This window comes from Kitasatospora sp. NBC_00039 (assembly GCF_045160625.1).
Lineage (GTDB): Bacteria > Actinomycetota > Actinomycetes > Streptomycetales > Streptomycetaceae > Kitasatospora.
Window position 1 is genome coordinate 4,225,614 of record NZ_CP108289.1, and the last position, 26,921, is coordinate 4,252,534.

At 73.7% G+C, this 26,921-nt stretch carries 19 protein-coding genes and 1 tRNA gene; 9 read left to right on the top strand and 11 right to left on the bottom strand.

From position 1 onward, the window contains the following. Window positions 1-129: 129 nt before the first annotated feature. Window positions 130-5,700 (bottom strand): SDR family NAD(P)-dependent oxidoreductase, encoded by a 5,571-nt coding sequence (locus tag OG286_RS18515; protein WP_396324621.1) that lies wholly within the window; start codon window positions 5,698-5,700, stop codon window positions 130-132. A gap of 355 nt (window positions 5,701-6,055) precedes the next feature. On the opposite strand from OG286_RS18515, the gene OG286_RS18520 reads away from it, so the two are divergent. Then, entirely contained in the window at window positions 6,056-6,829 is a 774-nt protein-coding gene (locus tag OG286_RS18520; protein WP_396324623.1) for a thioesterase II family protein, read from the top strand. Window positions 6,830-6,933: 104 nt separating this feature from the next. On the opposite strand, the gene OG286_RS18525 is transcribed toward OG286_RS18520, so the two are convergent. Beyond that, a complete protein-coding gene (locus OG286_RS18525; protein WP_405366063.1) occupies window positions 6,934-9,813 on the bottom strand; it encodes an AAA family ATPase in 2,880 nt (959 codons plus the stop codon). Between the two features lie 1,073 nt (window positions 9,814-10,886). Then, entirely contained in the window at window positions 10,887-11,738 is an 852-nt protein-coding gene (locus OG286_RS18530) for a mycofactocin-coupled SDR family oxidoreductase (protein ID WP_396324624.1), read from the bottom strand. A gap of 165 nt (window positions 11,739-11,903) precedes the next feature. Here OG286_RS18530 and OG286_RS18535 point away from each other — a divergent pair, with 165 nt between their 5' ends. Next, a complete protein-coding gene (locus OG286_RS18535) occupies window positions 11,904-12,950 on the top strand; it encodes a fatty acid desaturase family protein (RefSeq protein WP_405360887.1) in 1,047 nt (348 codons plus the stop codon). Window positions 12,951-13,255: 305 nt separating this feature from the next. Further along, a complete protein-coding gene (locus OG286_RS18540; RefSeq protein ID WP_396324626.1) occupies window positions 13,256-13,501 on the top strand; it encodes a hypothetical protein in 246 nt (81 codons plus the stop codon). A 189-nt stretch (window positions 13,502-13,690) separates the two neighbouring features. Here OG286_RS18540 and OG286_RS18545 read toward each other — a convergent pair whose 3' ends face one another. Together OG286_RS18545 and OG286_RS18550 are read right to left on the bottom strand one after the other, a co-directional pair. Beyond that, entirely contained in the window at window positions 13,691-14,335 is a 645-nt protein-coding gene (locus OG286_RS18545) for a response regulator (RefSeq protein WP_396324627.1), read from the bottom strand. After that, window positions 14,323-15,624 carry a sensor histidine kinase gene (locus tag OG286_RS18550; protein WP_396324628.1) on the bottom strand — a complete coding sequence of 434 codons (1,302 nt, stop codon included), beginning with the start codon at window positions 15,622-15,624 and terminating at the stop codon, window positions 14,323-14,325. Before OG286_RS18550 ends, OG286_RS18545 begins: the two co-directional genes overlap by 13 nt. A 184-nt stretch (window positions 15,625-15,808) precedes the next feature. Between OG286_RS18550 and OG286_RS18555 the strand changes: the two genes are divergently transcribed. Then, complete coding sequence (locus OG286_RS18555; RefSeq protein ID WP_405363767.1) at window positions 15,809-16,852, top strand: fatty acid desaturase family protein; 1,044 nt, start codon at window positions 15,809-15,811, stop codon at window positions 16,850-16,852. A gap of 260 nt (window positions 16,853-17,112) precedes the next feature. Here the strand turns inward: OG286_RS18555 and OG286_RS18560 are convergent. Then, window positions 17,113-17,185 (bottom strand) — tRNA-Lys (locus tag OG286_RS18560). Window positions 17,186-17,272: 87 nt separating this feature from the next. Beyond that, window positions 17,273-17,974, bottom strand: a complete 702-nt coding sequence (locus tag OG286_RS18565; RefSeq protein WP_396324629.1) for a DNA polymerase beta superfamily protein — start codon at window positions 17,972-17,974, stop codon at window positions 17,273-17,275. Between the two features lie 109 nt (window positions 17,975-18,083). Here OG286_RS18565 and OG286_RS18570 point away from each other — a divergent pair, with 109 nt between their 5' ends. The 3 genes from OG286_RS18570 to OG286_RS18580 all read left to right on the top strand — a co-directional run bounded on the left by OG286_RS18570 (window position 18,084) and on the right by OG286_RS18580 (window position 19,856). Beyond that, entirely contained in the window at window positions 18,084-18,251 is a 168-nt protein-coding gene (locus tag OG286_RS18570; RefSeq protein WP_396324630.1) for a hypothetical protein, read from the top strand. A gap of 32 nt (window positions 18,252-18,283) precedes the next feature. Beyond that, window positions 18,284-19,054 carry an SDR family oxidoreductase gene (locus OG286_RS18575; protein ID WP_396324632.1) on the top strand — a complete coding sequence of 257 codons (771 nt, stop codon included), beginning with the start codon at window positions 18,284-18,286 and terminating at the stop codon, window positions 19,052-19,054. Between the two features lie 73 nt (window positions 19,055-19,127). Further along, the gene (locus tag OG286_RS18580) at window positions 19,128-19,856 is read left to right on the top strand and encodes a tyrosine-protein phosphatase (RefSeq protein WP_396324633.1); all 729 of its coding nucleotides are present in this window, start codon (window positions 19,128-19,130) and stop codon (window positions 19,854-19,856) included. A gap of 90 nt (window positions 19,857-19,946) precedes the next feature. Here the strand turns inward: OG286_RS18580 and OG286_RS18585 are convergent, their stop codons facing one another. Both OG286_RS18585 and OG286_RS18590 read right to left on the bottom strand, forming a co-directional pair. Continuing rightward, the gene (locus OG286_RS18585) at window positions 19,947-20,393 is read right to left on the bottom strand and encodes an RICIN domain-containing protein (RefSeq protein WP_405360881.1); all 447 of its coding nucleotides are present in this window, start codon (window positions 20,391-20,393) and stop codon (window positions 19,947-19,949) included. Then, window positions 20,390-21,580, bottom strand: coding sequence for a low temperature requirement protein A (locus tag OG286_RS18590; protein ID WP_405365506.1), 1,191 nt, complete (start codon window positions 21,578-21,580; stop codon window positions 20,390-20,392). The genes OG286_RS18585 and OG286_RS18590 overlap by 4 nt, the downstream gene beginning before the upstream one ends. A gap of 213 nt (window positions 21,581-21,793) precedes the next feature. On the opposite strand from OG286_RS18590, the gene OG286_RS18595 reads away from it, so the two are divergent. After that, entirely contained in the window at window positions 21,794-22,915 is a 1,122-nt protein-coding gene (locus OG286_RS18595; RefSeq protein WP_396324636.1) for a hypothetical protein, read from the top strand. A 178-nt stretch (window positions 22,916-23,093) separates the two neighbouring features. Beyond that, window positions 23,094-23,429, top strand: a complete 336-nt coding sequence (locus OG286_RS18600) for a hypothetical protein (protein WP_396324637.1) — start codon at window positions 23,094-23,096, stop codon at window positions 23,427-23,429. A gap of 133 nt (window positions 23,430-23,562) precedes the next feature. Here the strand turns inward: OG286_RS18600 and OG286_RS18605 are convergent, their stop codons facing one another. Then, window positions 23,563-24,396, bottom strand: a complete 834-nt coding sequence (locus OG286_RS18605; RefSeq protein WP_396324640.1) for a TIGR02452 family protein — start codon at window positions 24,394-24,396, stop codon at window positions 23,563-23,565. Window positions 24,397-24,549: 153 nt separating this feature from the next. Beyond that, complete coding sequence (locus OG286_RS18610; RefSeq protein WP_405365509.1) at window positions 24,550-26,883, bottom strand: DEAD/DEAH box helicase; 2,334 nt, start codon at window positions 26,881-26,883, stop codon at window positions 24,550-24,552. Between the last annotated feature and the right edge of the window lie 38 nt (window positions 26,884-26,921).

The following is a 26,921-nucleotide window of genomic DNA, read 5'->3' on the forward strand; positions in this document are numbered from 1 at the left end:
CTCGGAGGGGTCGGGAGGGGCGAACGGGAGGGGCCGGGGCCCGGGCCGGGCCCCGGCACGCGGGAGGCGGACCGGGTCCCCGGCCGCCGGGGGCGGCGGCCGGGGACGCCCGGAGGGGGTGGGAGCCGCTCAGCCGATGCCGAGCTCGTTGTCCAGGAAGTCGAACAGCTCGTCGTCGGTGGCCTCGTCGAACCGCTGGGCCGAGCCGTCCCCGTCGGGCTGCTGCTCCGTCCACCGGCGGAGCAGGCCCTTGAGCCGGGCGGTGACGGCGGCGTGGTCCTCCTCCGGACCGGCCTGCGCCAGGGCGACTTCCAGGAGTTCTAGCTGCGCCTCCAGCGACTTCGGGGCGGCGTCGGCCGGGGCCAGCGCGGTACCCAGGTGCTGGACCAGGGTGGTGGGCGTGGGGAAGTCGAACACCAGGGTGGTCGGCAGCCGCAGGCCGGTGGCCTTGTTCAGCAGGTTCCGCAGCTCGACCGCGGCCAGCGAGTCGAAGCCCATGTCCTTGAACGCCCGGTCCGGGTCCACCGAGTCGGCGGACGCGTGCCCCAGCACCCCGGCGACGTGCTCGCGGACGAGCGCCGAGATCTGGCGGGTCCGGTCGGCCTCGGAGAGCTCGGCCAGCCGGGCGGCGAAGCCCCGGTCGGGGGCGGCGGCCGCCGTGACGGCCCGCCGGTTGCGGCGCCGGGCCGGGGCCCGGCCCATGCCGCGCAGGGCGGTCGGCAGGTCGTCGGTCCGGCTCGCCAGGGTCGCGAAGTCCAGCCGGATCGGCACCAGGGCCGGATCCCCGGAGGCGATCGCCGCGTCGAACAGGCCGAGCGCGTCCTCGGTCTCCAGGGGCGGCATGCCCAGCCGGTTCATCCGCTGGAGGTCGGCGTCGCCCATCTGGCCGGCCATGCCGTCCGTGGACGCCCACAGCCCCCAGGCCAGCGACACGGCGGGCAGCCCGGCCGCACGCCGGTGCTCGGCGAGCGCGTCCAGGAAGACGTTGGCCGTGGCGTAGTTGGCCTGCCCGCCGCCGACCAGCAGCCCGGCCGAGGAGGAGAACAGGACGAAGGCGGTCAGCCCGAGGTCCCGGGTCAGCTCGTGCAGGTGCCACGCGGCGTCGGCCTTCGGCCGCAGCACAGCGTCGAACCGCTCCGGGGTCTGGGTGCCGATCGTCCCGTTGTCCGCGATGCCCGCGGTGTGGACGACCCCGGTCAGCGGCGGCCGTCCGGCCGGGGCCGTGGCGAGCACCGCCGCCAGGGCGTCCCGGTCCGAGACGTCACAGGCCTCGATGGCGACGGTCTCGGCGCCCGCCTCGACCAGCGCCGCCCGCAGCTCCTCCGCACCGGGGGCCGCGGCGGCGCGCCGGCTGAGCAGCAGCAGGTGCCGCACCCCGTGCCGCACCACGAGGTGACGGGCCACCAGGGCGCCGAGCCCGCCGGTGCCACCGGTGACGAGCACCGTGCCGTCGGGCCCGAACGTGCCGGCCCCGGCCTCCTCGTCCGGCACCGGGCTGCGCCCGAGCCGCGGCAGCAGGACGGCGCCGGCCCGCACGGCCGACTCCGGCTCGCCCGAGTCGACGGCGGACCGCAGGGCGGCCAGCGTGCCGCGGCGGCCGTCCCAGTCGACCAGGGTCAGCCGGTCCGGGCTCTCCGCCTGCACCGACCGCACCAGTCCCCAGACCGGCCCGGTCACCACGTCCACGGCGGTGTCGCCCGCGCTCACCGCGCCCGAGGTCAGCACGACCAGGCGGGAGGCGGCGAACCGCTCGTCGGCAAGCCAGGTCTGCACCTCGGCCAGGACCCGCCCGGCCACCGCCCGCAGCTCGGCCGGCACGTCCCCGGCCTCGGCGGCCGGGTCGGGCAGGCAGGGCAGCAGCACCACGTCCGGGACGGGCGCGCCCGCCTCGACCGCGGCGGCCAGCGCGGCCACCGACTCGTACCCGGCGGCGGCCCGCGCGGCCACCGCCGCCCAGGCGTCGCCGACCCGGCCGGCGACCGCCCAGCGCTGCCCCGTGTCCACGGCGCCGCCGAACACGGCGGACTGCCAGCGGAGCCGGAAGAGGTTCTCCACGTTCTCGGCCTGGGCGACCCGCAGTTGCTCGTCCGAGATCGGCGGCGCCAGCAGGTGGTGCACCGCGGCGATCGGCGCGCCGGTCGCGTCGGCGATGTCGACCTGGGCCGTGTCCGGCCCGTTCGAGTCGCAGCGCACGCGGATCGTGGTGACACCAGGGGAGAAGACCCGGATGCCGTGCCAGGAGAACGGCAGCCGGGGCACGCTCGGACCGCCCGGCTCGATGAACAGGGAGGCGTGGAACGACGCGTCCAGCAGCGCCGGGTGGAGCCCGAACGCCTCGCCGTCCGCGCGGGACTCCCGGGGCAGCGTGATCTCGGCGAACACCTCGCGGCCGTTGCGGGTCCAGGCGCGCTTCAGCCCCTGGAAGACCGGGCCGTAGCCGTAGCCCCGGCCGACCAGGCCCTCGTAGGCGCCCGCCACGGGCACCTCCTCGGCGCCCTCCGGCGGCCAGACCGTCAGGTCGTAGAGCTCGCCCTCCTCGACCTCGTCCCCGACGATGCCCTCGGCGTGCCGGGTCCACGGGGCGTCCGGGCCGACGCCCTCGGCCTGCGAGTACACCGACAGGCTGTGCTTGCCGGCCTCGTCCGACCCGCCGACGACGACCCGGACCCGCATCCCGCCACGCTCCGGGATCACCAGCGGCGCGCCGATCGTCAGCTCCTCGACGACCGTGCAGCCGACCTCGTCGGCGCCCCGCAGGGCCATCTCGACGAAGGCCGAGCCCGGCAGCAGGACGGTGCCGAACACCGCGTGGTCGGCGAGCCAGGGGTGGCTGTCCAGACCGAGCCGGCCGGTGAGCACCACGCCGTCGGAGTCCGGGAGTTCGACCACGGCGCTGAGCAGCGGGTGCGTGGTCGCCGCCAGGCCGTGGGCCGCCGCGTCCCCGGCGCTCGCGGGGCCGGCGTCGAGCCAGAAGCGCTCGTGCTGGAAGGCGTAGGTCGGCAGGTCGACGCGGCGGGCGCCGGTGCCCCGGAACACGGCCGTCCAGTCGATGTCCGCGCCCGCCTCGAACACGGCGGCCAGAGCGGCCAGCAGGGCGGGGGCCTCGTCGCGGCCCTTGCGCAGCGCGGGCACGAGGAGGGCGTCGTCGGGGTCGGCCAGACAGGCCTGGGCCATGCCGGTCAGCACCCCGTCGGGGCCGAGTTCGAGGAAGCGGGTCACGCCGGCGGCTTCGAGCGCCCGGATGCCGTCGGCGAAGCGGACGGCCTGGCGGACGTGGCGGACCCAGTACTCGGGGTCGCGCAGGTCCTCGCCGTCGGCGACCCTTCCGGTGACGTTGGCGACGACGGCGACCTTGGACTCGCCGAAGGTGAGACCCCGGACGACGGTCCGGAACTCCTCCAGCATCGGCTCCATCAGCGGCGAGTGGAACGCGTGCGAGACCGTCAGCCGGACCGTGGCGATGCCGCGCTCCTTCAGCTGCGCGACCACCTCGCCCACCGCGGCCTCGGCACCCGAAATCACCACGGAGGCGGGCCCGTTGACGGCCGCCACCCCGACCTGCTTCTCGTGGCCCTTCAGCAGCGGCAGCACGTCCGCCTCGGCCGCCCGGACCGCCACCATCACGCCACCGGCGGGCAGCGCCTGCATCAGCCGACCGCGGGCGGCGACCAGCGTGCACGCATCCGCCAGCGACAGGACCCCGGCCACGTGAGCGGCGGCGATCTCGCCCACCGAATGCCCGGCCAGGAAGTCCGCCCGCACACCCAGCGATTCGACCAGCCGGTACAGCGCCACCTCGACGGCGAACAGCGCCGACTGGGTGTGGACCGTGTCGTCCAGCGAACCCGACGTGCCGGCGATGACCTCGCGCAGCGACACACCCAACTCACCGTCCAGGAGCCCACACACCTCGTCCAGCGCGGCCGCGAACACCGGGAACACCGACGCCAGCCCGGCGCCCATCCCGACCCGCTGCGAACCCTGACCCGTGAACAGGAACGCCGTCCGGCCCTCGGAGCGGCCTGCGCCGCTCTCGGCGCCGTCGCTCGCGGCGAGCTTCTCCAGACCCACCATCAGCTCGGTCCGGTTGGCCCCGAGTACCACGACCCGACGGTCCAGGACGGCACGCGAGGACGCCAGCGAGAAGCCGACGTCGAGCGGCGACCGGTCGGTGCCCGCCGCGAACTCCCGCAGCCGCCCGGCCTGCGCCCGCAGCGCGGCCTCCGTCCGGCCCGACACCACCCACGGCACCGGCACACCCACCGGCCAACCCGCGCCGGGCTCCTCGACGGCCGACTCATCCGGCTCAGCCGCCGGGGCCTCCTCCAGGATCACGTGCGCATTGGTGCCGGAAATCCCGAACGACGACACACCCGCACGACGCGGCGCACCGTCCGCCTTCTCCCAGGCGCGAGCCTCGGCCAGCAACTCGACGGCGCCGGCCTCCCAGTCCACATGCGAGGACGGCGCGTCCACGTGCAGCGTCTTCGGCAGCACGCCGTGGCGCATCGCCTGCACCATCTTGATGATGCCCGCGACACCCGCCGCGGCCTGGGTGTGACCCAGGTTCGACTTCACCGAACCCAACCACAACGGGCTGCCCTCCGGGCGGTCCTGGCCGTACGTCGCCAGCAGCGCCTGCGCCTCGATCGGGTCACCCAGCGTCGTACCCGTGCCGTGCGCCTCCACCACGTCCACATCGGACGTCGACAGCCCCGCGTCGGCCAGCGCCGCCCGGATCACCCGCTGCTGCGACGGACCGTTCGGCGCCGTCAGCCCGTTGCTCGCACCATCCTGGTTCACCGCCGAACCCCGCACCACGGCCAGCACCTCGTGCCCGAGCCGACGCGCGTCCGACAACCGCTCGACGAGCAGCACGCCCACGCCCTCGCCCCAGCCGGTGCCGTCCGCGGCCTCCGCGAACGCCTTGATCCGGCCGTCCGGGGCCAGCCCGCGCTGCTGGCTGAACTCCACGAAGGTCTCCGGCGTGGGCATCACCGTGACGCCGCCCGCAAGGGCCAGCGTGCACTCGCCGCGGCGCAGCGCCTGGATCGCCCAGTGCAGCGCCACCAGCGAGGACGAGCACGCCGTGTCCACCGACACCGCCGGACCCTCCAGACCGAGGCTGTAGGCGACCCGGCCCGACACGACACTGCCGGTGTTGCCGTTGCCGATGTAGCCCTGGAGCTCGTCGGGGATGGTGCTCAGGCGTGAGGCGTAGTCGTGGTACATCACACCGGCGAAGACGCCGGTCTGACTGCCCTTGAGCGAGGACGGGTCGATGCCGGCCCGCTCGATCGCCTCCCAGGAGACCTCCAGCAGCAGGCGCTGCTGCGGGTCGGTGGCCAGCGCCTCGCGCGGGCCCATGCTGAAGAACTCGGCGTCGAAGTCGGCCGCGTCGTGCAGGAAGCCGCCGGTCTTCGCATAGGTGTGGCCGGGCTTGCCGGGTTCGGGGTCGTAGATGCCCTGGGTGTCCCAGCCGCGGTCCGACGGGAACCCGGAGACACCGTCCCCGCCCGCGTCGACCAGCCGCCAGAGGTCGTCCGGCGAACGGACGTCCCCCGGGAAGCGGCAGCTCATCCCGACGATCGCAATCGGCTCATTCTCCCGGCGCTCGTTTTCCCGCAGGCGCCGTCGAGCTTCACGAAGATCGGCTGTCGCTCGCTTGAGGTAGTCGAGAAGCTTCTCCTCGTTGTCCACCCAACGTCTCCCTCACTGGTCCGGCCAGGAATTCACGGTGCTGGAATGTCGATTCACCTGCGGCGCCGGAATCGGGACATGACGAATAACACCCAGCGGCGCATATATTCGTACGCTACGCAGGGCGACCCCGGCCCGCCCACCCCTAACCCCGCCCCTACCCGCCCCTATGGCGAGGGGCATCCAGGGCCGTGCGACGCAGGCCGACCACTGTGGATTCCCAAGTCCCTTGCCGCGCAGGGGAGACGCCAATAGCCTGCAACGGGAGACGGTCACCGGCGCCGTCCGCCGCAGCGTAATTCACCGCGCGGCTTCCCGGGAACACCCCGACCTCAGCGAAAGGACATCAGGAATCATGGCAGAGGCAGCGGGAGTGACCAGTCCGTGGATTCGCAGGTTCCACCCGTCCGCCGACGCCCCCGTTCGGCTGGCCTGTTTTCCGCACGCGGGCGGTTCGGCCTCGTTCTATTTCCCGCTGTCGCAGGCGCTGGCTCCGGCCGTCGACGTGATCACCCTGCAGTACCCGGGCCGCCAGGACCGGCGCCACGAGCCGGGCATCGGCGATCTGCACGAGCTGGCGGACGTCCTGGTGGAGGAGCTGCGCCCGTGGACCGATCTGCCGCTGGTGCTCTTCGGGCACAGCATGGGCGCCTCGCTGGCCTTCGAGGTCGGCCGCCGGCTGGAGCGGGAGGGGACCGCGCCGGCCGCGCTGGTCGCGTCCGGCCGCCGCGCGCCGTCCCGGCACCGCGACGAGTACGTGCACCAGCGTGATGACGAGGGCCTGGTCCGGGAGTTGAAGGAGCTCAGCGGCACGGAGCCGGGAGTGCTCGGGGACGAGGAGCTGCTCCGGATGATCCTCCCCGCGATCCGCAGCGACTACCGCGCCGCGGAGACGTACAAGTACCGCCCGGGCTCCGACCTCAGCTGCCCGGTCCACGCCCTGGTCGGGGACAGGGACCCGAAGGTCACCGTGGACGAGGCCCGTTCCTGGGCCGACCACACCAGCGGCCCGTTCGAGCTGACGGTCTTCGACGGCGGCCACTTCTTCCTCGCCCCGCACGCCGCCGAGGTCAACCGCATCCTCGCCGACCGTGCCCGCGCCCACGCGCGCAGCACGGCCGGCGCCTGACGACGGCCCGCCCTCCCGGCCGTCTCCCCCGTGCCGGGACGGGCCCCGTGCTCCGTGCCGGTGCCGCCACCGTCAGGCGGCGCCCGGAACGGCCCCTCTCCCCCTCACGCCTCGCGCTCCGCCAGGCCGTTCGGCCCCAGCGCGCCGTCCCGGCCGTCGAGCAGCTCGTCCGGCTCCCGCCGCAGCTGGAGGCCTTCCAGGAGTTCGTCGCGCCGGCTCACCTGGAGCTTTCGGTAGATCCTGGTGAGGTGCTGCTCCACCGTGCTCACGGTGATGTAGAGCTTGCGGGCGATCTCCCGGTTGCTGTGGCCGACGGCGGCCAGCGTCGCGACCCGGCGCTCGGCGTCGCTCAGCGCGGTGGACCCCGCGTCCTTGACGCTCTCCGGCTCCTCCTTCTCCGCCACGAAGGTGTCGCCCGGCAGGTCCCCGAGGAGCTGCGGCGGCACGGCGTCGACGTGGCAGAGCTTGGCCTCCTGGACGGCGCGCCGCCCGGTGGCCCTGGCCCGCCCGAAGTCGCCGAGACGGTGGTAGGCGGAGCTCAGGTCGGCCAGCGCCCGGACGAGTTCGAGCCGGTTGCCGGAGCTCTGGAGCAGGTCGACCGCCTTCTTCAGGGTCCTGGGCCGCTGGCCGACGTCCTCGGCGGCGGCCCTGACCCGCAGCGAGCTGCCGCGGATGGCCGCCCCCTGGGCGTCCGGCAGTTCGAGCTGGCGCTCGATCAACTCGCGCGCCACCTCGGGCCGGGCCAGACGCAGGTAGGCCTCGGCGAGGTCGCTGCGCCAGGGCAGCAGCGACGGCACGTCGGCCTTCCACTGCTGCATCTTCTCCCCGCAGGTCTGGAAGTCGCTGAGCGCGGCGAGCGCCCGGTCGACCGCGAGGTGGTGGTGCCCGCGGGCCCTGAGGTAGAGCATTCCGAAGGCGGTGTCGAACATGGCGTCGGGCACGAGCTGGTTCAGCAGCTCCGCCGCCTTCTCGTGGCGGTTGAGCGCCGTGTTGACCATCACCATCGTGGAGATGGGCAGCCCGATGAGGACGCCCCACCCCTTGGGCTGAAGCCGGCTGAACGCCGCCTCCGCCTTGACCTCGGCGATCGCCAGGTCCCCCTGCCGGAAGGCGATCTCGGCCCGGACGCTGCAGAGCACCGCCTGCCAGGTGTTGGCCCGGCGGCGCACCGCCTCGTCGATCAGCCCGTCGCACCAGGTGGTGGCGAGGTCGGGGCGCCCCGCGAACTGCAGCGCGAGCAGGGCGAAGGCGATGATCTCCAGGGTGCTGTCGCTGAGCAGGCAGCTCTGCAGGATGTACTCGGCGCTGACGACGGCCGCGTCGGAGGACTCCCGCTGGAGCACGTCGGTGAGGGTCGAGGTGGCGCGCGCCCAGGGGTTGCCGAAGGATCCGCCGAGTTCGGGGCCGCCGGTGGTCTCGCCCCGCTCCTGCACCGGACTGCCCTGCGAGGGACCGCACATCGCCATGAAGATGAGGCTGAGTTCGGCCGCGAGCTGGGCGTCGTCCAGGTCGCCGACGGCGCTGAGGGTCTGGAAGACCTCGCCCGCGCCCTCGATGTCGCCCTGCCAGAGCAGGTAGCGGATCACGTTGACGGCGTCGCGCCCGGTGAGGAACCCGGCCCGCACCGCGCTGCGGAGCGTGTCGAGGTGGGGCAGGATCGTCGCGGGGTTGATCCGCCAGGCGGCCCGGGCCAGCATCGCCGTGATGGCGAGCCGCTCGTCGTCGTTGGTGCAGGCCTCCAGGGCGAGTTCGAGGCAGGCCGTGGCGTGCTCGGCGTCGTTGCCCGCGAGTGCCTGGGCGGCGGCGTCGCGCAGGACCTCCATCGCCCAGCGGCCGGCCGCGCGGTCGGCGGCGAGCAGGTGGCGGGCGATCTCCGCGGTGGTGGAGCCCAGCTTGTGGAGCAGTTCGGCGCAGAGCGAGTGCAGTTGGGAGCGGTCCTCCGCCTCCAGGCTGCCGAGCACGGCGGAGGCGACCGGGGCCGGGAAGCCCGAAGGGCCGAGCAGCCCGGCGCGGCCGAGGATGTCCAGCATCTCGGCGGCGCGTTCCGGCATCACCCCGAGCAGCCGGGCGATCAGCGCCGGCGACGCGTGGGCACCCAACACGGCCTGACCCTGGGCCACTTCGAGGAGTGCGGGCTCCCAGCGGTGCAGGATGGCGCGGACGGCCTGGTCGAAGCCGAAGCCCGGCGGCCCGTCCCGGAAACCGTCCTCGCCCAGCTCGTCCTGGCGGTCTCGGCATTCCTCGATCAGCGCGCCGGCCAGCATCGGGTTGCCGCCGCTGAGCCGGTAGAGCCAGCCGGCGACCCGGTCGGCGGTCTCCGGGCCCAGCCAGTGGGCGATCAGCTCCCGGACACCGTCGCGGGAGAGCGGGTCCAGGCGGATGCGGTGGTGCGGCAGCCTGGTGATCTCGGCCTGGAAGAACGGGCGGGCCGGCCTGGGCCGCGACCACTCGTTCAGCACCAGCAGGACGCGGGCGGAGTGGATCCGGCGCCGGAGGTAGAGCACGACCTGGAGCGAGGCGGCGTCGACGAAGTGCACGTCGTCGATGCCGATGACCACCGGACGGTCCGCGGCCAGCTCCAGGATCAGCGCGCACAGCTCACGCGTCCCCGGCACCGGCCGGCGGCTCAGGTCGTACGCCTGCTCGTCGGCCCCGGTGGGCCTGGACGCCGCCTGGAGCAGGTCGGCAGCCCGGTCGGCCACCTCGTCGGGCAGCGCGGGGTCCTGGAAGATCTGGCTCATCGCCCCCATCGGGAGAGCCTGTTCCGCCTTGGCACCGGTCGCCCGCAGGACCAGGGCGCCGCGATCGGCGGCCCGGTCCGCGAAGACGTTCAGCAGCTCGGTCTTCCCGCTGCCGAGCGCCCCGCTGACCCACGCCACGGTCCCGTTTCCCTCGGCACATTCGGCGAGAAGGGTATCCAGGGTGTCCAACGCTTTTAAGCGATCGGCCAGAAACATTGCTTTCCCCCTAAGCGAATCACGCATTCCCCGCAGGTTCGCGGCCAGGATCACCGGCACAGCGCAACACGCCCGCCAAACCCACTCGGTCGCACCCGCCCGGCCACTCCCGGACAGGCACCACCTGAACCCCGCACCCCGCCACGCTCAGTGATTGTTTCTACACCGATCAGCGAGGAGATGCTGTGACCCGCCTCACAAGGAGGCCTAGACCATAGCGGGTATGCGACAAGGTCGACGCGGCCCGCCACCGGGGCCGCCGACCCGTCGGCCGTCTTCCCCACGCAGGCCCGGCACTGGGCCGACCGGCACCGCGACGCTCCGCCGACGCCGAGGTCCGGATCACATTCGCACCGGCGTACACCGGGCGTCGCTCTGCTCTTCCGACGCCACCAGCGCGAGTACGCCGGCGGTCCCTCCCACCCCGCCCGCCGCCACCGCCTGCCCGGAACCGGGCCGGCGGGAGAGCGGTGAGGCCGACGCCCGTTCACCGGCGCCGGGGAGAGGCGTCCAGGGCCGGACAGCAGCCGGGACTCCGGCAACTGCGGTGCGTCGTCATCAGATTGCCTCCCGCCGCGACGCCCTGGCAAGTCGCTCCGGAACCCGAGCGCCCGGGGCCGGGGCCCCTCGCCCGACGATATGTCCGGGTTGGCCGTCAGGCGCCCGGCGCGACGGGCGGCGCGGTCCCCGCACCCGTACGACCGGAACGGCCGGGCCCGACCCGGGGGCCCCGGGGGTACCGTCGCGGCCCACCGCCGCCGTACGGTCCGCCTGCCGCCACCCGTTCCGACCTGCCGTCGCGCCGGGCCGGGCGGGCCGGTACGACGGATTCCCGACGACGCGCCGTCGGCAATCCGGCCATTGCGGAATCCGCCCGCCCTGCACCGGGCGAAGCGGGAACAACGCCTTCCGCCGGCCCGTCCTCCCGTCGGCCGGCCACCCTCGCGGACGGATGTCCTTCGCTCGCCGAAAGGCCCCGGGCGGCTGCCCTTTCGGGCACCCCGATTCCCACCGCTTCCCGTCCGCGCCACGGCCCGGTCCGGCGCGGCCGCGGGGGGGGGGGGGGAGTGATGGAACTGCCCCACCCGCACCGGCCGCCGTCAGGCTCCCGCGCCCGCCTTCACGATCTGCCCGCCGTCCACCTTGAGCTGGAGCCCGGTGACATAGCGGGACTCGTCGGAGAGCAGATAGACGACCGCGTGCGTCACGTCGGAAGGCTCCACGCACCCGACCGGCAGCGCGGTCAGGCTCTCGTACACCGGGACGGCGTCCTCCGGGCCCGGGGCGTCGAGGTCCGGGCGGAACACCCGGTGCATCCGCCCGTTCATGATCATCGGCGTGGAGACCAGGGACGAGTGCACCGCGTTGATCCGGCGGCCGGACGGGCCGAGCTGCACGGCCAGCGTGTTCACGTAGTCCACCAGACAGCGCTTGGCGAACATGTAACCCGCCATCCCCGGGCCCCCCGGGTTCTCGCCCTGCCCGGGCAGCAGCCCCGCCACCGAGCCGATCACGACCACCGAACCGCCGGCACCGAGGTGCGGCAGGGCGGCGTGCACCGTGTTCACCGCACCGGAGAGGTCGATGTCCACGCTCTCCGTGAAGGCGTCCACCCCGAGGTCGGCGCCGATCGCGATGATGCCCGCGTTCGCGACCACGGCATCGAGCCGGCCGAGCTCCGCCACCCCGTCGGCGAACGCCGCCCGGACGGCGGCGCCGTCGCGCACGTCGGCCCGGCGGGCGAACACCCGGCGGCCCGTCTTCTCCACCAACCGGACCGTCTCCGCCAGGTCCTCCGGCGTCGCACCGGGGTAGCCGGTGGCCGCCACGTCCTCGCACAGGTCGACGGCGATGACGTCGGCCCCCTCCTCGGCGCAGCGCACCGCATGGCTGCGACCCTGCCCCCGGGCGGCCCCCGTGATGGCAACTACCTTCTCCTGCAAGCGACTCACGCCAACTCCTCCGCTTCGCGATCCCCCCGTTCCGGGAGCCTAGGCAGGGCCACCCCACCCCCCAACCCCTATTCGCCGACGGCGGCGACAGTGGGGTCCTCCCCAGCCCGAATAGGGGCGTTAACGGGATTACGGCAGCTCTTCCCCATGAGCAGACTGGCGTTCATGACGTTCGAAGCCCTGGTCTCACCAGCGCCCGTGCCGGAAGTCCGAGAGGCGGGCAGCGACTTCGCCGGCCTGTCCCGCCAGATCACGGAAGCGGGACTGCTGGACCGGCGACCGCTCTACTACTCGGTGCGGTTCACGCTGGTGGGACTCTCCCTCGTCGCCGGTGTCGCGGCGGTGGTCGCCGTGGGCGACTCCTGGGCGCAGCTGCTGGTCGCCGCGGCCATGTCCGTGGTCTTCGGCCAGATAGCCCTGCTGGCCCACGACCTGGCGCACAAGCAGGTATTCACCTCGCGCCGGGCGAGTGAGGGCTGGGGCATCTTCGTCGCCGACTTCCTCATGGGCATGAGCTACGGCTGGTGGATGAACAAGCACAACCGCCACCACGCCAACCCCAACCACGAGGAGAAGGACCCGGACGTCTCCCCCGACATCCTGATCTGGTCCGAGCGCCAGGCCCGCGCGGCCAAGGGGCTCCCCAGGTTCGTCGGCAAGCACCAGTCCCGGCTGTTCTTCCCGCTGCTCATGCTGGAGGGCCCGAACCTCAGCTTCAACAGCTTCCGTGCCCTCAACAAGCCGACCATGAAGCGGCCCGTCGTCGAAGGCACCCTGCTCGTCGCCCACTTCGTGCTCTACCTGGGCGGGCTCTTCCTGCTCCTGCCCCCGGGCCTGGCCGTCGCCTTCGTCGCCGTCCACCAGGCGCTGTTCGGCATCTACCTCGGCTCCGTCTTCGCCCCCAACCACAAGGGCATGGCGATGGTCACCGGCGAGGACCGGCTCGACTTCCTCCGCCGGCAGGTGCTGACCTCCCGCAACGTCAAGGGCGGCCCGTTCGTCGACGTCCTCATGGGCGGTCTCAACTACCAGATCGAGCACCACCTCTTCCCCAGCATGCCGACCCCCGCCCTCCGCAAGGCCCAGCTCATCACCGAGCGGTACTGCGCCGAGCTCGGAGTCTCCTACCACCAGACCGGGCTCCTCGCGTCCCACCGGGAGGCGCTGCGCCACATGCGTGCCATCGGCGAGCCCATCCGGCTGGAGTTCTGACCGGGGGGCGACACCACAGACTCCGGCCCGGTGCCCTCCGCCATCATCCCCCGTGTGGCGGCCGCACCGGGCCGGTCATCCCGCCCGTCGCACCGCTCTCCCCGCACCGCCCTCCCCGCACCGCCCTCCCCGCCCCGCCTTCCCCGCGCCGCCTTCCCCGCCCGTACGGCCCCGCAGTACGCCCCCGCACGACTTCCCCGAGGCACGAAGCCGCCGGCACTCCGCCCGCGGCCGCAGCACGGCAACGAACCCGGAGACCACGACAACGACGTTCCCAGCGATGGGCCATCGGTCAGGAGGCCGTCATGACGTCACCCCATCCCCCGGCCCTGCCCGAGGACGCGTTCGTCTGGGACGCCCTCATCGGCTCGGGGTTCGCCGACGCCCTCCAGCAGGGCCTCGCCCGCGCCGCGCACCGCCTCCAGGACCACGCCGGGCCGCCCGGCACCGGTGGCGACGCCGGCCACCGGCTCCGCGCCCGCCTCCCGGCACCCGCCGACCCGCCCGGGCTCCGCAAGCCCCGGCCCGCATCCGCCCGCCGGCACCACTGAGGCGCCGTCTGCACGGAACCACCGGCACCACCGAACCGCCGGCCCCGAACCCCCATGGCCTCCGCGGCCCCGGCCTTCCCCCCGTGAGGCCCGGACCGCGGGGGCCGTGGGCCTTCCGCGGCCCGGCCCCCGGCGCCCGCCCTGGAGCCCGGGACTCCCGGCCCCGTCCGAGGCCCCGGGCCCCCGGTCTCAGAGGTTGAGGTGGGCGAGCACCGCCAGCACCCGCCGGTTGTCGTCACCCGACTGCGCCAGCCCCAGCTTCCCGAAGATGTTGTTGGTGTGCTTGCTCACGGACTTCTCCGTGATGCAGAGCTGCCGCGCCACCGCCGCATTGCTGCGCCCCTCGGCCATCAGCGCCAGCACCTCCTGCTCCCTCGTGGTGAGGGCCTGCATCGACCCCTTCGCCGAGCTCCGCTCCAGCAGCTGCGAGATCACCGACGTGTCCATCGCCGTCCCGCCCGCGGCCACCCGCCGCACCGCGTCGACGAACTCGCTCACCTCGAAGACCCGGTCCTTGAGCAGGTAGCCGATGCCGCCCCGCTGGTCGGTGAGCAGTTCCTTGGCGTAGAGGTGCTCCACGTGCTGCGACAGCACCAGCACGGGCAGCCCGGGCAGCTCCCGGCGAGCCTCGGCCACCGCGTGCAGCCCCTCGTCGGTGAAGGTCGGCGGCAGCCGGACGTCGACCACCGCCACGTCGGGGCGGTGCTCCAGCAGGGCCTCCAGCAGGCTCGGGCCGTTGTCCACGGCCGCGACCACCTCGAAGTCGTTGAGGGTGAGCAGCTGGGTGATCCCCTCCCGCAGCAGCGCCAGGTCCTCGGCGATCACAACACGCATGGCAACTCCATCGTCACTGTGGTGGGGCCACCCACCGGACTCTCCAGGTCGAGCGTCCCGTCGAAGGGGGCGAGACGCCGGCGCAGGCCGTGCAGCCCGCCGCCCTCGCGGACGGTCGCGCCACCGCCCCCGTCGTCGCCGACGACCAGCTGCAGCCGCCCGTCGGCATAGCCGAGCCGCACCCAGGCCGAGGAGGCGGCGCTGTGCTTCGCCACGTTGGCGAGCGCCTCGGCGAGCGCGAAGTAGCCGGCCGACTCGACCGGCGGCTCGGGCCGTCCGGGCAGGTCGATGTCGACCTGGACGGGGATGGGCAGGTCGAGGGCGAGGGCCCGGACGGCCCCGTCGAGGCCGCGTTCGGCCAGGACCGGCGGGTGGATCCCCCGGACGAGGTTGCGCAGGTCGGCCAGGGCCTGGGCACTGGCCTCACGGGCGTCGGTCAGCATCCGGTACGCGGTGTCGGGGCTCTTGCGGAACAGCTGCTCCGCCAGCCCGAGTTTGAGCCCGATCGCCACCAGCCGGGCCTGGGCGCCGTCGTGCAGGTCACGTTCGATCCGCCGCAGCTCGGCGGCCTGCGCGTCCACCGCGGCCGACCGGGTCTCGGTCAGCTCGGCCACCCGCCGGGCGAGGTAGGCCTTGGCCGTCGGGGAGAGCAGCTTCTGGCTGATCCGGGTGTGCACCCGCAGCAGGCGTCCCGCGCACCAGAACCCGAGGTACATGATGCCCAGGCCCTGGAAGAACGAGAGCACCGCCGTCGTGGTGCTGTGCACGGGCCAGATCAGCCCGTACCCGTAGGTGGGGTCCATCAGTGGCCAGAACAGCGGGGTGGCCACCACGCCGTGCAGCCCGTAGATCATCAGCCACCCGGGCAGCAGCCCGAAGAGCAGGCCGACCGGGGCGTCGATCAGGAGCCAGAGGAGGTCCCGCCAGGTCGACAGGTCGGTCAGCAGCAGCCGGCAGTAACGCACGCTGCTGGGCACGTCCAGCGGCTCGAAGTCCTCCCCCTCCTGCGGCCGGTAGGGGCTGGGTATGTCCACCCCCCACCAGGTGCTGAGCAGCCGCCGGTGCAGGTCGGCCACGCCCCGGACGGCGAACAGCGCGATCGGCAGGGTGAGGACGCCGATGCCCAGCGGGAGCACCAGCAGCGAGGCGAGCGAGAGCGCGAGCAGCGGAACGGCCGCGAGCTGGGAGAGCAGGGCGACGGCCACACCGCGCCGCGCGGACACCAGGGCGGCGCACAACCAGGGAACGAGTTCGGAGCGCAGCCACGACGGCCATCGGGCACTGCTCACGGGCACATCGGCTCCCCGCTCCCGTCTCGTCGGTCCACGTCTCCTGCTACGCAGCGTACTTGAGCCGGGGCGTTCCGGATGGGGGAGGGGGGAGTTTTCTCCCCCCTGAGAAGTGGGGTTTCACCGGTTCTCCCGGTGCGCCCCGACGACCAGACTCTTCGTCATGAGCACTGATTTCGCGACGATGCCGGATGCCCCCGACCTCCGGCGCAACGCGCCCCGGTCCGAGACCGGCGGCAGCGATTTCGCCCAGCTGAGCCGCCGGATAGCCGCCGAGGGACTGCTCGACCGGCGCCCGGTCTACTACACCGTGCGCTTCGGTCTCGTGCTTGCCGCGTTCTTCGGCGGCTGGTGGGCCCTGTTCGCGCTGGGCGACACCTGGCTGCAACTGCTGCTCGCCGCGGCGATGTCCCTCGTCTTCGCCCAGATCGGCCTCATCTCGCACGACCTGGCCCACCGCCAGGTGTTCAACCAGCGCCTCCACAGCGAGATCGGCGGCCGCCTCGCCGCCAACCTCCTGATGGGGATGAGCTACGGCTGGTGGATGAACAAGCACACCCGCCACCACGCCAACCCCAACCACGAGGAGCGCGACCCGGACGTCGCCCCCGACATCGTGGTCTGGTCCAAGCGGCAGGCGAGCCAGGCCGGCGGGCTCGCCAGGTTCATCGGGGCGCGGCAGGCCTACCTCTTCTTCCCGCTGCTGCTGCTGGAGGGCCTGAACCTCAGCTACAACAGCTTCCGCGCACTCCGCAGCCCCACGATGAAGCGCCCGCACCTGGAGGGCACCCTGCTGGTCGCCCACTTCGCGGCCTACTTCGGGCTGGTCTTCGCCGCCCTCCCGGCCGGCAAGGCGCTCGCCTTCCTCGGCGTCCACCAGGCGCTGCTCGGGATCTGCCTCGGCTGCGTCTTCGCCCCCAACCACAAGGGCATGCTGATGGTGACGCCCGAGATGAAGCTCGACTTCCTCCGCCGCCAGGTGCTGACCTCCCGCAACGTCCGGGGCGGGGTGCTCGTCGACGTCCTCATGGGCGGTCTCAACTACCAGATCGAGCACCACCTCTTCCCCAACATGCCGACCCCCGCGCTCGGCCGCGCCGCGCAGATCACCAAGGAGTTCTGCGAGGAGAAGGACATCCCGTACTACGAGACCGGCATCGTCCGCTCCTACCGCGAGATCCTCACCCACCTGCACCGCACCGGCGAGCCGATCCGCGCCGCCGGCTGACAGACTCCCGGTGCGCGACCCGCCCCCGTGGTCGCGCACCGGGTCCCCCGCCGATGCCCGAGCGGGAAGTGCGCAAGGCCCAGGCCGGACTCCTCCGGCCTGGGCCTTGCGCTGCGCCGCCCCGGCCGGCGGGGCGAGGGGCAGGAGCGGCCGAGGGGTGTGCCGTGCCGGCGGGAGACATGCGCAGGACCGTTCACCCGGTGGGTGAACGGCCCTGCGGTGCGCTGCTGGTCACAAGGGGTGAAAACCCTTGTTCCGGGTGGGCCGCCAGGGGCTCGAACCCTGAACCTACGGATTAAAAGTCCGCAGCTCTGCCAATTGAGCTAGCGGCCCGTGGCCCGCCCGTGCGGAGCCGGCCACCGCGATCCTACCCGGTGTGGCCCAGGGCTCCGCCAGTGGATTGCAGGGGCGCGCCGGGGCTCAAGGGGCGGGCGGGGCGGGCGGGGTGTAGTGGGCGGCGCGGACGCGGCGGAGCCAGGCCTCGGCGGGGCGGGGGTCGGGGGCGGCGGGGAGGACGCCGGGGCGGGCGAGGCGCTCGGCGGCGGCCGCGAGCAGGGGTTCGGCGGTGGCGGGGTGGTCGGCGATGCGTTCGCCGAGTTCGCGGACGCGCTCGGGGTCGGGGAGGCGGACGACGTTCTCGCCGGTCTCGTGGAGCCGGACGCCCTGTTCGACCAGGCGGACCAGGTGCCGGGCGTGCTTGGCGGCCCGGCGGCGGGTGGCCGGGTCGGTGGTGTCGCGGGTGAGCAGTTTGCGGAACTGCTGGTCGGCGTAGCCGAGATAGGAGCTGCGGACGGCCTTCGCGCTCAGGAAGGACGCCCGGATCGCGATGAGCTCCTCGCCCAGCGGGCTGCGTGTCTCGTACAGGCCGTCCGGCAGCCAGGCCAGTTCGGAGGCGGTCGGGTTGCAGGTGAGGGCGAGGCGGCACCACTTGGCGGCCTCGTGCAGCGTCACGTCGGGCCCGGTGGTGACGTGCGACTCCGCCGGGCGGTGCAGGCCGTGGAACTCCTCGGTGGGGGCGGCGTAGAGGCCGAGCCGGTCGATGTCGGAGCCGGCGTGGGCGAAACCGTACGCGGTCGAGCCGACGACGCCCGCGAGCAGGACGGTGCCGGGGGCGGTGGTCATGGGCGGGCCTCCCTGCGGCCTGGTCTCGGTGCGGTCAGAGGAGTCTGCCGTGCGGAGGCCGCGCCGGGCGAGCGAATTCCGGCCGGGGCGGCGGCACGATACTGGCGCCATGGCGAAGCCCGACGACCAGCAGTCCCCCGGCCCCGGTACCGCGGTGGCCCGGACGGAGGCGTTCGTCCGCGACCAGCTGGGCGACGCACGGGGGTTCAGCCTGGACTCGCCGACGAGCCGGGCGCCGAAGATCGCGGCCCTGCGCGCGGCGGCCTCCGGCCGGTGACCCGCCCCGGCCCGGGGGATACCGTTCGGACCATGACCAACTCGACCGGCCCCGCCCGCAACGAAGTCGTCCTCATCACCGGTGCCGGTCGCGGCATCGGCGCCGCCACCGCACTGCTCGCCGGCCGGCGCGGCTACCGCGTCTGCGTCAACTACCGGACCGACGAGGCCGCGGCGGCCGGCGTGGTCGCGGCGATCCGGGACGAGGGCGGCACGGCCGTCGCCGTCCGGGCGGACGTCACCCGAACCGCCGAGGTGGAGCGGCTGTTCGCCACCGTGGACGCCGAACTCGGCCAGCTCACCGCCCTGGTGAACAACGCGGGCACGCTGGAGCAGCAGTGCCGGCTGGACGAGATCGACGAGGACCGGCTGAACCGGATCTGGGCCTCCAACATCACCTCCGCCTTCCTCTGCGCCGGCCGGGCCGTCCGCCGGATGTCCACCCGGCACGGCGGGGCGGGCGGCGCGATCGTCAACGTCTCCTCCGCCGCCTCCCGGCTCGGCTCGCCGAACGAGTACGTGGACTATGCGGCCGCCAAGGGCGCCGTCGACTCGATGACCCGCGGGCTGGCCCTGGAGGTCGCCGCCGAGGGCATCCGGGTCAACGCCGTCCGCCCGGGCCTGATCCACACCGACATCCACGCCCTGGGCGGCGAGCCCGGCCGGGTCGACCGGGTCGCCCCCGACCTGCCGATGCGGCGCGGCGGGCAGCCGGAGGAGGTCGCCGAGTCGATCCTCTTCCTGCTCTCGCCGGCCTCCTCCTACATGACGGGCGCGCTCCTCGACATCGCCGGCGGCCGCTGAACCCGGCCGCCCTCCTCGCGCCGGTGGTCCGATTCCTTCCCCCGGCAGACCGTTTGTCCGTACGGTGGAGCCCATGACCGACGACCTGCCGGACCGTGAACCCGACCTGCCGTCCGCCTTCCTCGCCGTCCCCGGCGTGCGCAACTTCCGCGACGCCGGCGGCGTCGGCACCCTGCGCACCGGGGTGCTCTACCGCTCCGGCTCCTTCCACACCCTCGCCCCCGAGGGCGCCCAGCGCCTCAAGGCGCTGGGCCTGCGCCTGGTGATCGACCTGCGCAGCCCCTTCGAGCTGGAGGTCTGGCCCGACCTGCGGCACGGCCTCGACCACGAGGCGGTCAACCTCCCCACCCTCCCGGCCAACCGCGAGAACACCGACCGCCCGTGGCCCGAGGGCCAGGCCGAGCTCTACCCCTTCATGGCCGAGACCGCCGGCCCGTCCCTGGTCGCCGCCATCCGCCGGCTCGGTACCCCCGGAGGCGTCCCGGCCGTCGTCCACTGCGCCGTCGGCAAGGACCGCACCGGTCTGACCATCGCCGTCGTGCAATCCCTCCTGGGCGCCTCCGACGCCGAGATCACCGCCGACTTCCTGCTCTCCAACGCCGGCCTCGGCCTCCTCGACGGCCCCACCCCCTACCTCGACGAGACCGGCACCGAGCGCATCTCCCGCCCCATCTCCGCGCCGCTCCTCGCCTCCTCCCTCGCCTGGATCCGCACCCACCACGGCTCCGTCCCCGCCTACCTCCAGGCCCACGGCACCACCGAAGCCGACCTCACCGCCCTCCGCACCAACCTCGCCGCCTGACGCCGGAGCCGGCACCGGCACCGGCACACCGGGCGCCGGACCGGGACACCGGACGCCGGACCGGCGGTGCCCCGGCGGAGGCCCCGGCCGTCACTCCTGCCGCTCCAGGCGCCACCACTGGGTCGGGGAGTCGGTCTCCTCGCGCTGTTCGACGGGGTTGCCGGGGGTGGTGGCGGTGAGGGGCTTGCCGCTGATGAAGCTGGTGAGGGTGTAGGTGCCGGGGGCGTCGAGGTGGTGTTCGAGGAGCCACTCCTGGGCGCCGAAGGCGTTGGCGGACCACTGCTGGATCGGCACACCGTCGTCGGGGGAGGCGCCGGTGACGTCGAGGCGCTTGCCGCTGGCGACGTTCTCGAAGTGGTGGAGGGCGCCGCCGGGGTGGACGGCGGTGAGGCGCCAGAGCTGGGCGTCCGAGCCGTCGTCGGCGCCCAGCCGGACCTTGGCGCCGCTGCGGCGGCTCCCGTCGGCGACCTCCAGCAGCAGGCCGCTGCCGACGTTGCGCACCCGGTAGAGGCCGTCCGTGATCACGTGGTCAGTCACGGTTCGAGTCTCTCACCGGGGGCCGACAGGCCTCCGGTCGTCGCGACCTGAGCGGTACGGCCGGCCCGCACGGCCTCGTACCCGAAGGCCGCGGCGAGGACGCCCGCCGTGGCCGCCACCTCGGCCAGGGCGGAGACGCCGGTGCCCAGCGGGACGACCGCCACCAGCAGGGCGGCCGCGGCGAGCCGGGGCAGGTTCGGGGTGAGCGCGAAGGTGCGGCGGACGGCGGTGTTGACGGCGAGGAAGAGCGCGACGCCGCCGGCCAGCGCGGCGGCCTGGCCCAGGGTGATCGGCGCGCCGGGGTGGGCGACGGCGGACTTCACGCCTGCGGCGAAGACCAGGACGCCGAGCAGCAGGCCGTAGTGGCCGAGGTTGTAGACACTGACCGCGAGCCGGTTGCGGCGGTCCGAGGGGAGCGCGGCCATGTGGTGTTCGGCGCGGGCGTCGTCGTCGTGGCCGAAGTACGCCCACCAGAGGCCCACGCAGACGCTGAGGCTGAGCACGGCCACGGCGATCAGGGCGGCGCTGAGGTCGGCGGTGCCGGCGCCGACGCCGATGGCGATCACCGACTCCCCGAACGCGATGATCACGACCAGCCCGTGGCGTTCGACGAAGTGGTCGGAGCGGAGCAGGAACTGCGGCAGGTCGACCAGCCGCGGTATCGCGAACTGCAGGGCGAAGGCGGCGGCCCAGAAGGCGAGTTGGGCCGTACCGGTGAGGTAGCCACCGGCCACCACCAGGCCGGTGTTCACCAGGTTGAGCCCGCCCATCCGCAGCACCGGGCCGAGCGCCACGCCGGAGACGGCGAACATGCCGGTGTGCACGGCGACCACCAGCAGGTACGCCCAGCCGAAGACGACGCCGCTGCCCTCGAAGGCGTGCGGGACGGAGAGCGAGATCAGCAGGAAGCCGGCCATGGCGAGCAGCAGCAGGCCGCGGCGGCCGTGGCTGCTGGGCGGCATCGCGTTGGTCAGCCAGATGAACGCGTCGTACATCCACCAGATGACCGCCAGCATCACCACCACCTGGGCGAGCCCCCCGACGGTGAGGTGGTGGGCCAGGCTCCCGGTGAGCTGGGTGACGGTGAAGACGAAGACGAGATCGAGGAAGAGTTCGAGCGGGGACACCCGCAGAGCGGGTTCCGCCACGGCCACGGAGGAGGCCGGCAGGGTACGGGTCGCGGTCACCCGCGCGAGTATGCGGGACACCGGCGGGCCCGTGCGGGCGATTTCCGACACTCGGACGCGGAAAGCGCTCCCCTTCCCCCCTGGCCCTCCACCCCTTCCCCTTCACCCGACGCGCATCCCGTCCGCACACCCCACCCCGACGGCCCGACCGACGGCCCGACCGGCGCACCCCGGCCGGACGGACCGTCAGGGCGGCCGCCTATGCTGCGGCGAATGGTGTCCGACCGAATTCCCTCGCACGGCGGGTCCGCGGATCCGTCAGACCGTCAGTCGCCGGCCCTCCTCGGCGCGATCGCCGATCTGGAGGCGGCAGTCCAGGCAACCGACATCGAGCGCATCGACGCCGCGTTCCGCGCGGTGCGCGGGCTGCTCGGCCCGGCCGGGGAGCGCGAGTCCGCCGCGGTGGGCCCACGGCTGGCCGCCCTGCTGCCGGACTTCCCGCCGTTCGAGCGGTCCCACCTGGCGATGATGGTGGGCGCCTGCGTGGAGCGCGGCGCCGATCCGGTGGCCTGTGCCGGCCAGGTGCTGGCCGGTCTGCGCGGGGCGTTGAGCGGGGCGCTGCTGCTGATCGAGCGCTGGAAGGAGACGGGCGGCGGCGAGCTGCCCGATCCGGACGGGGACGACCCGGGGCAGGCGCATGCCCGGATCGCCGACCCGGAGGACCCGGACGCCTGGCCCGCCCACCGGGCGGTCATCGGCTGGTGGACGCTGCACCTGTGGCAGATGGCCTCGTTCGCGGTGTACACGCACGCCGCCGTCCGCACCTCGGCCCGGGCCTCCGGCGTGACCGACGTGCTGGTCGAGCTGATCGAGCGGTACGGCGAGGGGCAGCACGACCTCAAGGGCCTGCTGTACCTGATGAAGACGTTCGACGACGAGCCGCTGCTGGTGCTGGACCGCCCGACCGGCACCGGCTACCTGGTCCGGATGGACGGCCTGACCGACAACTTCCAGCTGCACACGCTCCTCGCCGACCTGCTGATCGGCGGCGGCCACCTGCCCGGCACCCGGCCCGACCCGGAGGTGGTCGCGCTCACCCGGACCGAGGAGGTGGACGGCCGCCGCCGGGTCACCGCGCTGGGCGCGTTCAACCTGGTCGCGCCGGACGGTTCGTGGATCTGGAACGAGGGCACTCCCAGCGACATCCCGGTGGTGGACGGCGTCCGCACCCTGGTGCTGGACCCGCAGCCGTACGAGCGGAGCTGGGCGGCGGGCCGGTTCATCCAGCAGGTCCCGGGGGAGCTCCGGCTGGAGCGGGTGCTCACCCCGGCCGAGGCCGCGCACCACCTCTCCCGGACTGCGGCGGCGCGCCCCTTCGAGGAGGCGTTCCGCTGAACCGCCGGTTCCCACCGGACCCGGCCGCCGGACCGCCCCCAGGACCGCCCGGCGGGCCGTTTCGACGGCCGGGTTATGGTCGGGAGGTTGGAAGGTCGGAGGAGTTCAGGGCGTCCGTGGAGTTCGGCGGGGCCCGCGAGGTCCGGAACCTCCGGAGGTCTGCAGAGTGGAGTCGACGATGGCGAAGATCCCGAACGTGCTCTCGGCCGCGGCGCCCGCCGCGCTCACCGCGGCGAGCGGCCTGGTCGGCGGCTTTGGCGTCGCCCGCTGGACCGGCCGGCGCGAGCTGGGCGGCGCGGTGCTGGCGGTCGCCGGGGTGAGCGCCGCCACGCAGTGGCACCGCCGCTCGGGCACGGCCACCGCGGCCGCGCTGACCGGCCTGTACGTGGCGGCTTTCGGCGGCTCGCACCCGCTGGCGAAGAAGATCGGCGCCTGGCCGTCCGTCTTCGCCGTCACCGGCGTGGTCGCCGCCGCCTCGACCGCCGCGACCGCCTTGGCAGCACGCAAGAGCTGACGGCACACAAGAGCCGGCAACGCGCCAGGGCCGGCAGCGCGCAGGGGCCGACGGCACGCACGAGCCGACCGCACGCCAGGCCCCACGCGGCCTCGCCCCACCACCCGAGGGCCGACGGCACCGGCTGCCGCCGTCAGCCGACGGCCGCGCCGAACCGGGCCTCGAAAGCGGCCCGGTTCGCCGAGACGGGCGTGCGGTCCCAGACCGCGAACACCACCCGCTCGAACGCCGCGCCGTACTGCGCCAGCGCCCCCTCGAAGGCCTCGGCGACCTCGGCCGGGTCGTTGCCGAACACTCCGCAGCCCCACGCCCCCAGCACCAGCGTCCGTATCTCGTGCCGGGCCGCCGCCGCGAGGACCCGGACGGCCCGCTCGGCGAGCACGCCCCGGACGTCCGTGCCGGCCGAACGCCGCTCCAACTGGCCCGCGTTGGGCGCCGGCGAGGTCAGGAACGTCACCGGGTACGGCTGTGCCAGCAGCTCCCCCTGCGCGCCCCGGATCACCGGCACGTCGGGCGAGACGATCACCCGGTGGCTGTACCGCAGGTCGCTGGAGGCGCGGTGCGCCTCGTAGTAGTCCGGTGCCTCCAGCAGGCAGGAGTACAGCAGGGCGCTGCGGCAGAGGTCCTCCTCCTGGGCGCGGGCGCCACGCAGGTAGCCGCCGCCCGGGTTCCGCGCGGAGGCGAAGTTGAGCACCCCCACCCGGCCGCCCCCGGCCCCGACCAGCCGCCGGGCCGCCTGGATGCTGCCCTCGGCCGTCACCTCGATCGCCCCGGCACCCGGACCCGGCCCGGGCGCACCGGCCCGCACCAGCGCGTCCAGCGCCTCCGGCGTGTACGACACCGTCCCCTCCCTGGCCACGGCCAGTCGCTCCGACACCTGTACGAGCTCGCCCCCGGCTGCCCGGTAGCTCCCCCGTTCGGCGATCTCCTCGTTCACCGCCGCCACGTGATGCAGTCTGCTGCTCATGTCCGCGACCGTACGGGACCTGGCCGCCCACGCGCCACAGGTTATTCTCACCAGCAGAACAACAGCCCGCGGGAGAACGACAACGGGCCCGCCCCACCGAAGTGGAGCGGGCCCGAAGTGACGTCAGCCGGCGTCAACCGGCATCAGCCGGTGTCAGTTCTTCCAGCGCGGCTTGCGGTCGTCGCGGTTGAAGCCACCGGAGTTGAAGCCACCGGAGCGGCCGCCGCGGTCGTCACGGTCACGGTTGAAGCCACCGGAGGCCTGCGGGCGGCCACCGGAGCGGTGGTCGTCGCGGCGCGAGAACGGACGGCTGCTGCTGCCGCGCTCGTCACGGTCACGGCCGAAGGCCGGACGGTCGCCGAAGGAGCGGGCCGGACGGTCACCGAAGCCACCGGAACGGCCACCGCGGTCGTCACGGTCACGGTTGAAGCCACCGCCGCGGTTGTCACGGTCACCGAAGCCACCGGAACGGCCACCGCGGTCGTCACGGTCACGGTTGAAGCCACCGCCGCGGTTGTCACGGTCACCGAAGCCACCGGAACGGCCACCGCGGTCGTCACGGTTGAAGCCACCACCGCGGTTGTCACGGTCACCGAAGCCACCGGAACGGCCACCGCGGTCGTCACGGTTGAAGCCACCGGAGCGGCCACCGCGGTCGTCACGGTCACGGTTGAAGCCACCGCCGCGGTTGTCACGGTCACCGAAGCCACCGGAACGGCCACCGCGGTCGTCACGGTTGAAGCCACCGGAGCGGCCACCGCGGTCGTCACGGTCACGGTTGAAGCCACCCGAACGGCCACCGCGGTCGTCACGGTCACGGCCGAACGCAGGGCGCTCGGTGCGCTCGGGACGCTCGGTGCGCGCCTCGCGGTACGACGGGGTGCGCTCCTCGGCCACCGGGGCGGCGGTCTCGACGGCGCTCTCCGAAGCCTCGGCGGAGTCGGCCTCGGCAGCCGGCGCCTCGTCCTCGATGCCCAGCTCGGCCCGCTCGCGAGCGGCCCGGGCGGCCAAGCGGTCGGCCTCCTCGCGCAGCTCGGTGGCGCGGCGCTGCGCGCGCTCCAGCTGGCGGGTCATGTCGGCGAGCTCGCGCTCGGCGGCACCCGCGATGCCGGCCGCGCTCTCGGCCTGGACCTCGATCAGCGAGCGGGCGCCGGTGATCTTGGCGACCTCGGCGTCGAAGGCGTGGTCGAGGATGTGGCGCGAGGCGTCCACGCCCGCGTCCTCCATCAGGCGGAACACGCCACGGCGCTGGTGCGGCAGCACCAGGGTGACGACGGCGCCGGAGCGGCCGGCACGGGCGGTGCGGCCGGAGCGGTGCAGGTAGTCCTTGTGGTCACCGGCCGGGTCCACGTTCAGGACCAGGTCGATGCCGTCGACGTGGATGCCACGGGCGGCGACGTCGGTGGCGACGACGACGTTGACGTAGCCGTCCTTGAAGTCGCCGAGGACGCGGGTGCGGGCGCCCTGGGTCATACCGCCGTGCAGCGCGTCGGCCTTCACGCCGGCCTCGATGAGCTGCTCGGCGACGCGGTCTGCGCCCATCTGGGTGCGGACGAAGATGATCGTGCGGCCCTTGCGGGCGGCGATCGCGTTGGTGATCGGCGCCTTGTCCTTGGGCTTCACCACGAGGATGTGGTGGGTCATGGTGGTGACCGCGCCGGCCGACGGGTCGACCTCGTGGGTCACCGGGTTCTTCAGGTAGCGCTTGACCAGGGTGTCGATCTCGTTCTCCAGGGTGGCGGAGAACAGCAGGCGCTGGCCGCCGGCCGGCACCTGGTCGAGGATCTCGGTGACCTCGGGCAGGAAGCCCATGTCGGCCATCTGGTCGGCCTCGTCGAGCACGACGGTCCGGACGTCGGCCAGCTTGGCGCTGCCGCGGTTCAGCAGGTCACGCAGACGGCCGGGGGTGGCGACCAGGATGTCGACGCCGCGCTCCAGCGCGTAGATCTGGTTCGACATCGAGGTGCCGCCGCAGACGACCTTGAGCTTGAGGCCGAGCACCGAGCCGAACGGCTCCAGGGCGTCGGCCACCTGCATGGCCAGCTCGCGGGTCGGGACCAGGATCAGGCCGCGCGGGTGCTTGGGCTTGGTGCGCTCGCCGTCGGCGAGGCGGGTCAGCAGCGGCAGGCCGAAGCTGAGGGTCTTGCCGGAGCCGGTGCGCCCACGGCCCAGCACGTCCTTGCCGGCCAGGGCGTCCGGGATGGTCGCGGCCTGGATCGGGAACGGGGTGGTGACGCCACGCTTGGCGAGGGCGCGCACGACGTCGTCGTGCAGGCCCAGGTCGCCGAAGGTGATGGTGGGCTCGGCGTCCTCGGCCTCGTCCGCGACGTCGTCGGCGGCGATCTCGGCGGAGTCGGCGATCTCGGCGACGGCCTCGGCGGCGTCGGTGGCGACGTCGATCAGCTCGGCGTCGGTTTCGGGGGTGGTGACATCGGCGGCGGACTCGCTCGCGGGCATGGCGAAGCGGGCGTCGTCAACGAGAGACATGCAAAACCTTCCGGAAGTGGCACGCGCCAAAGTCCGGG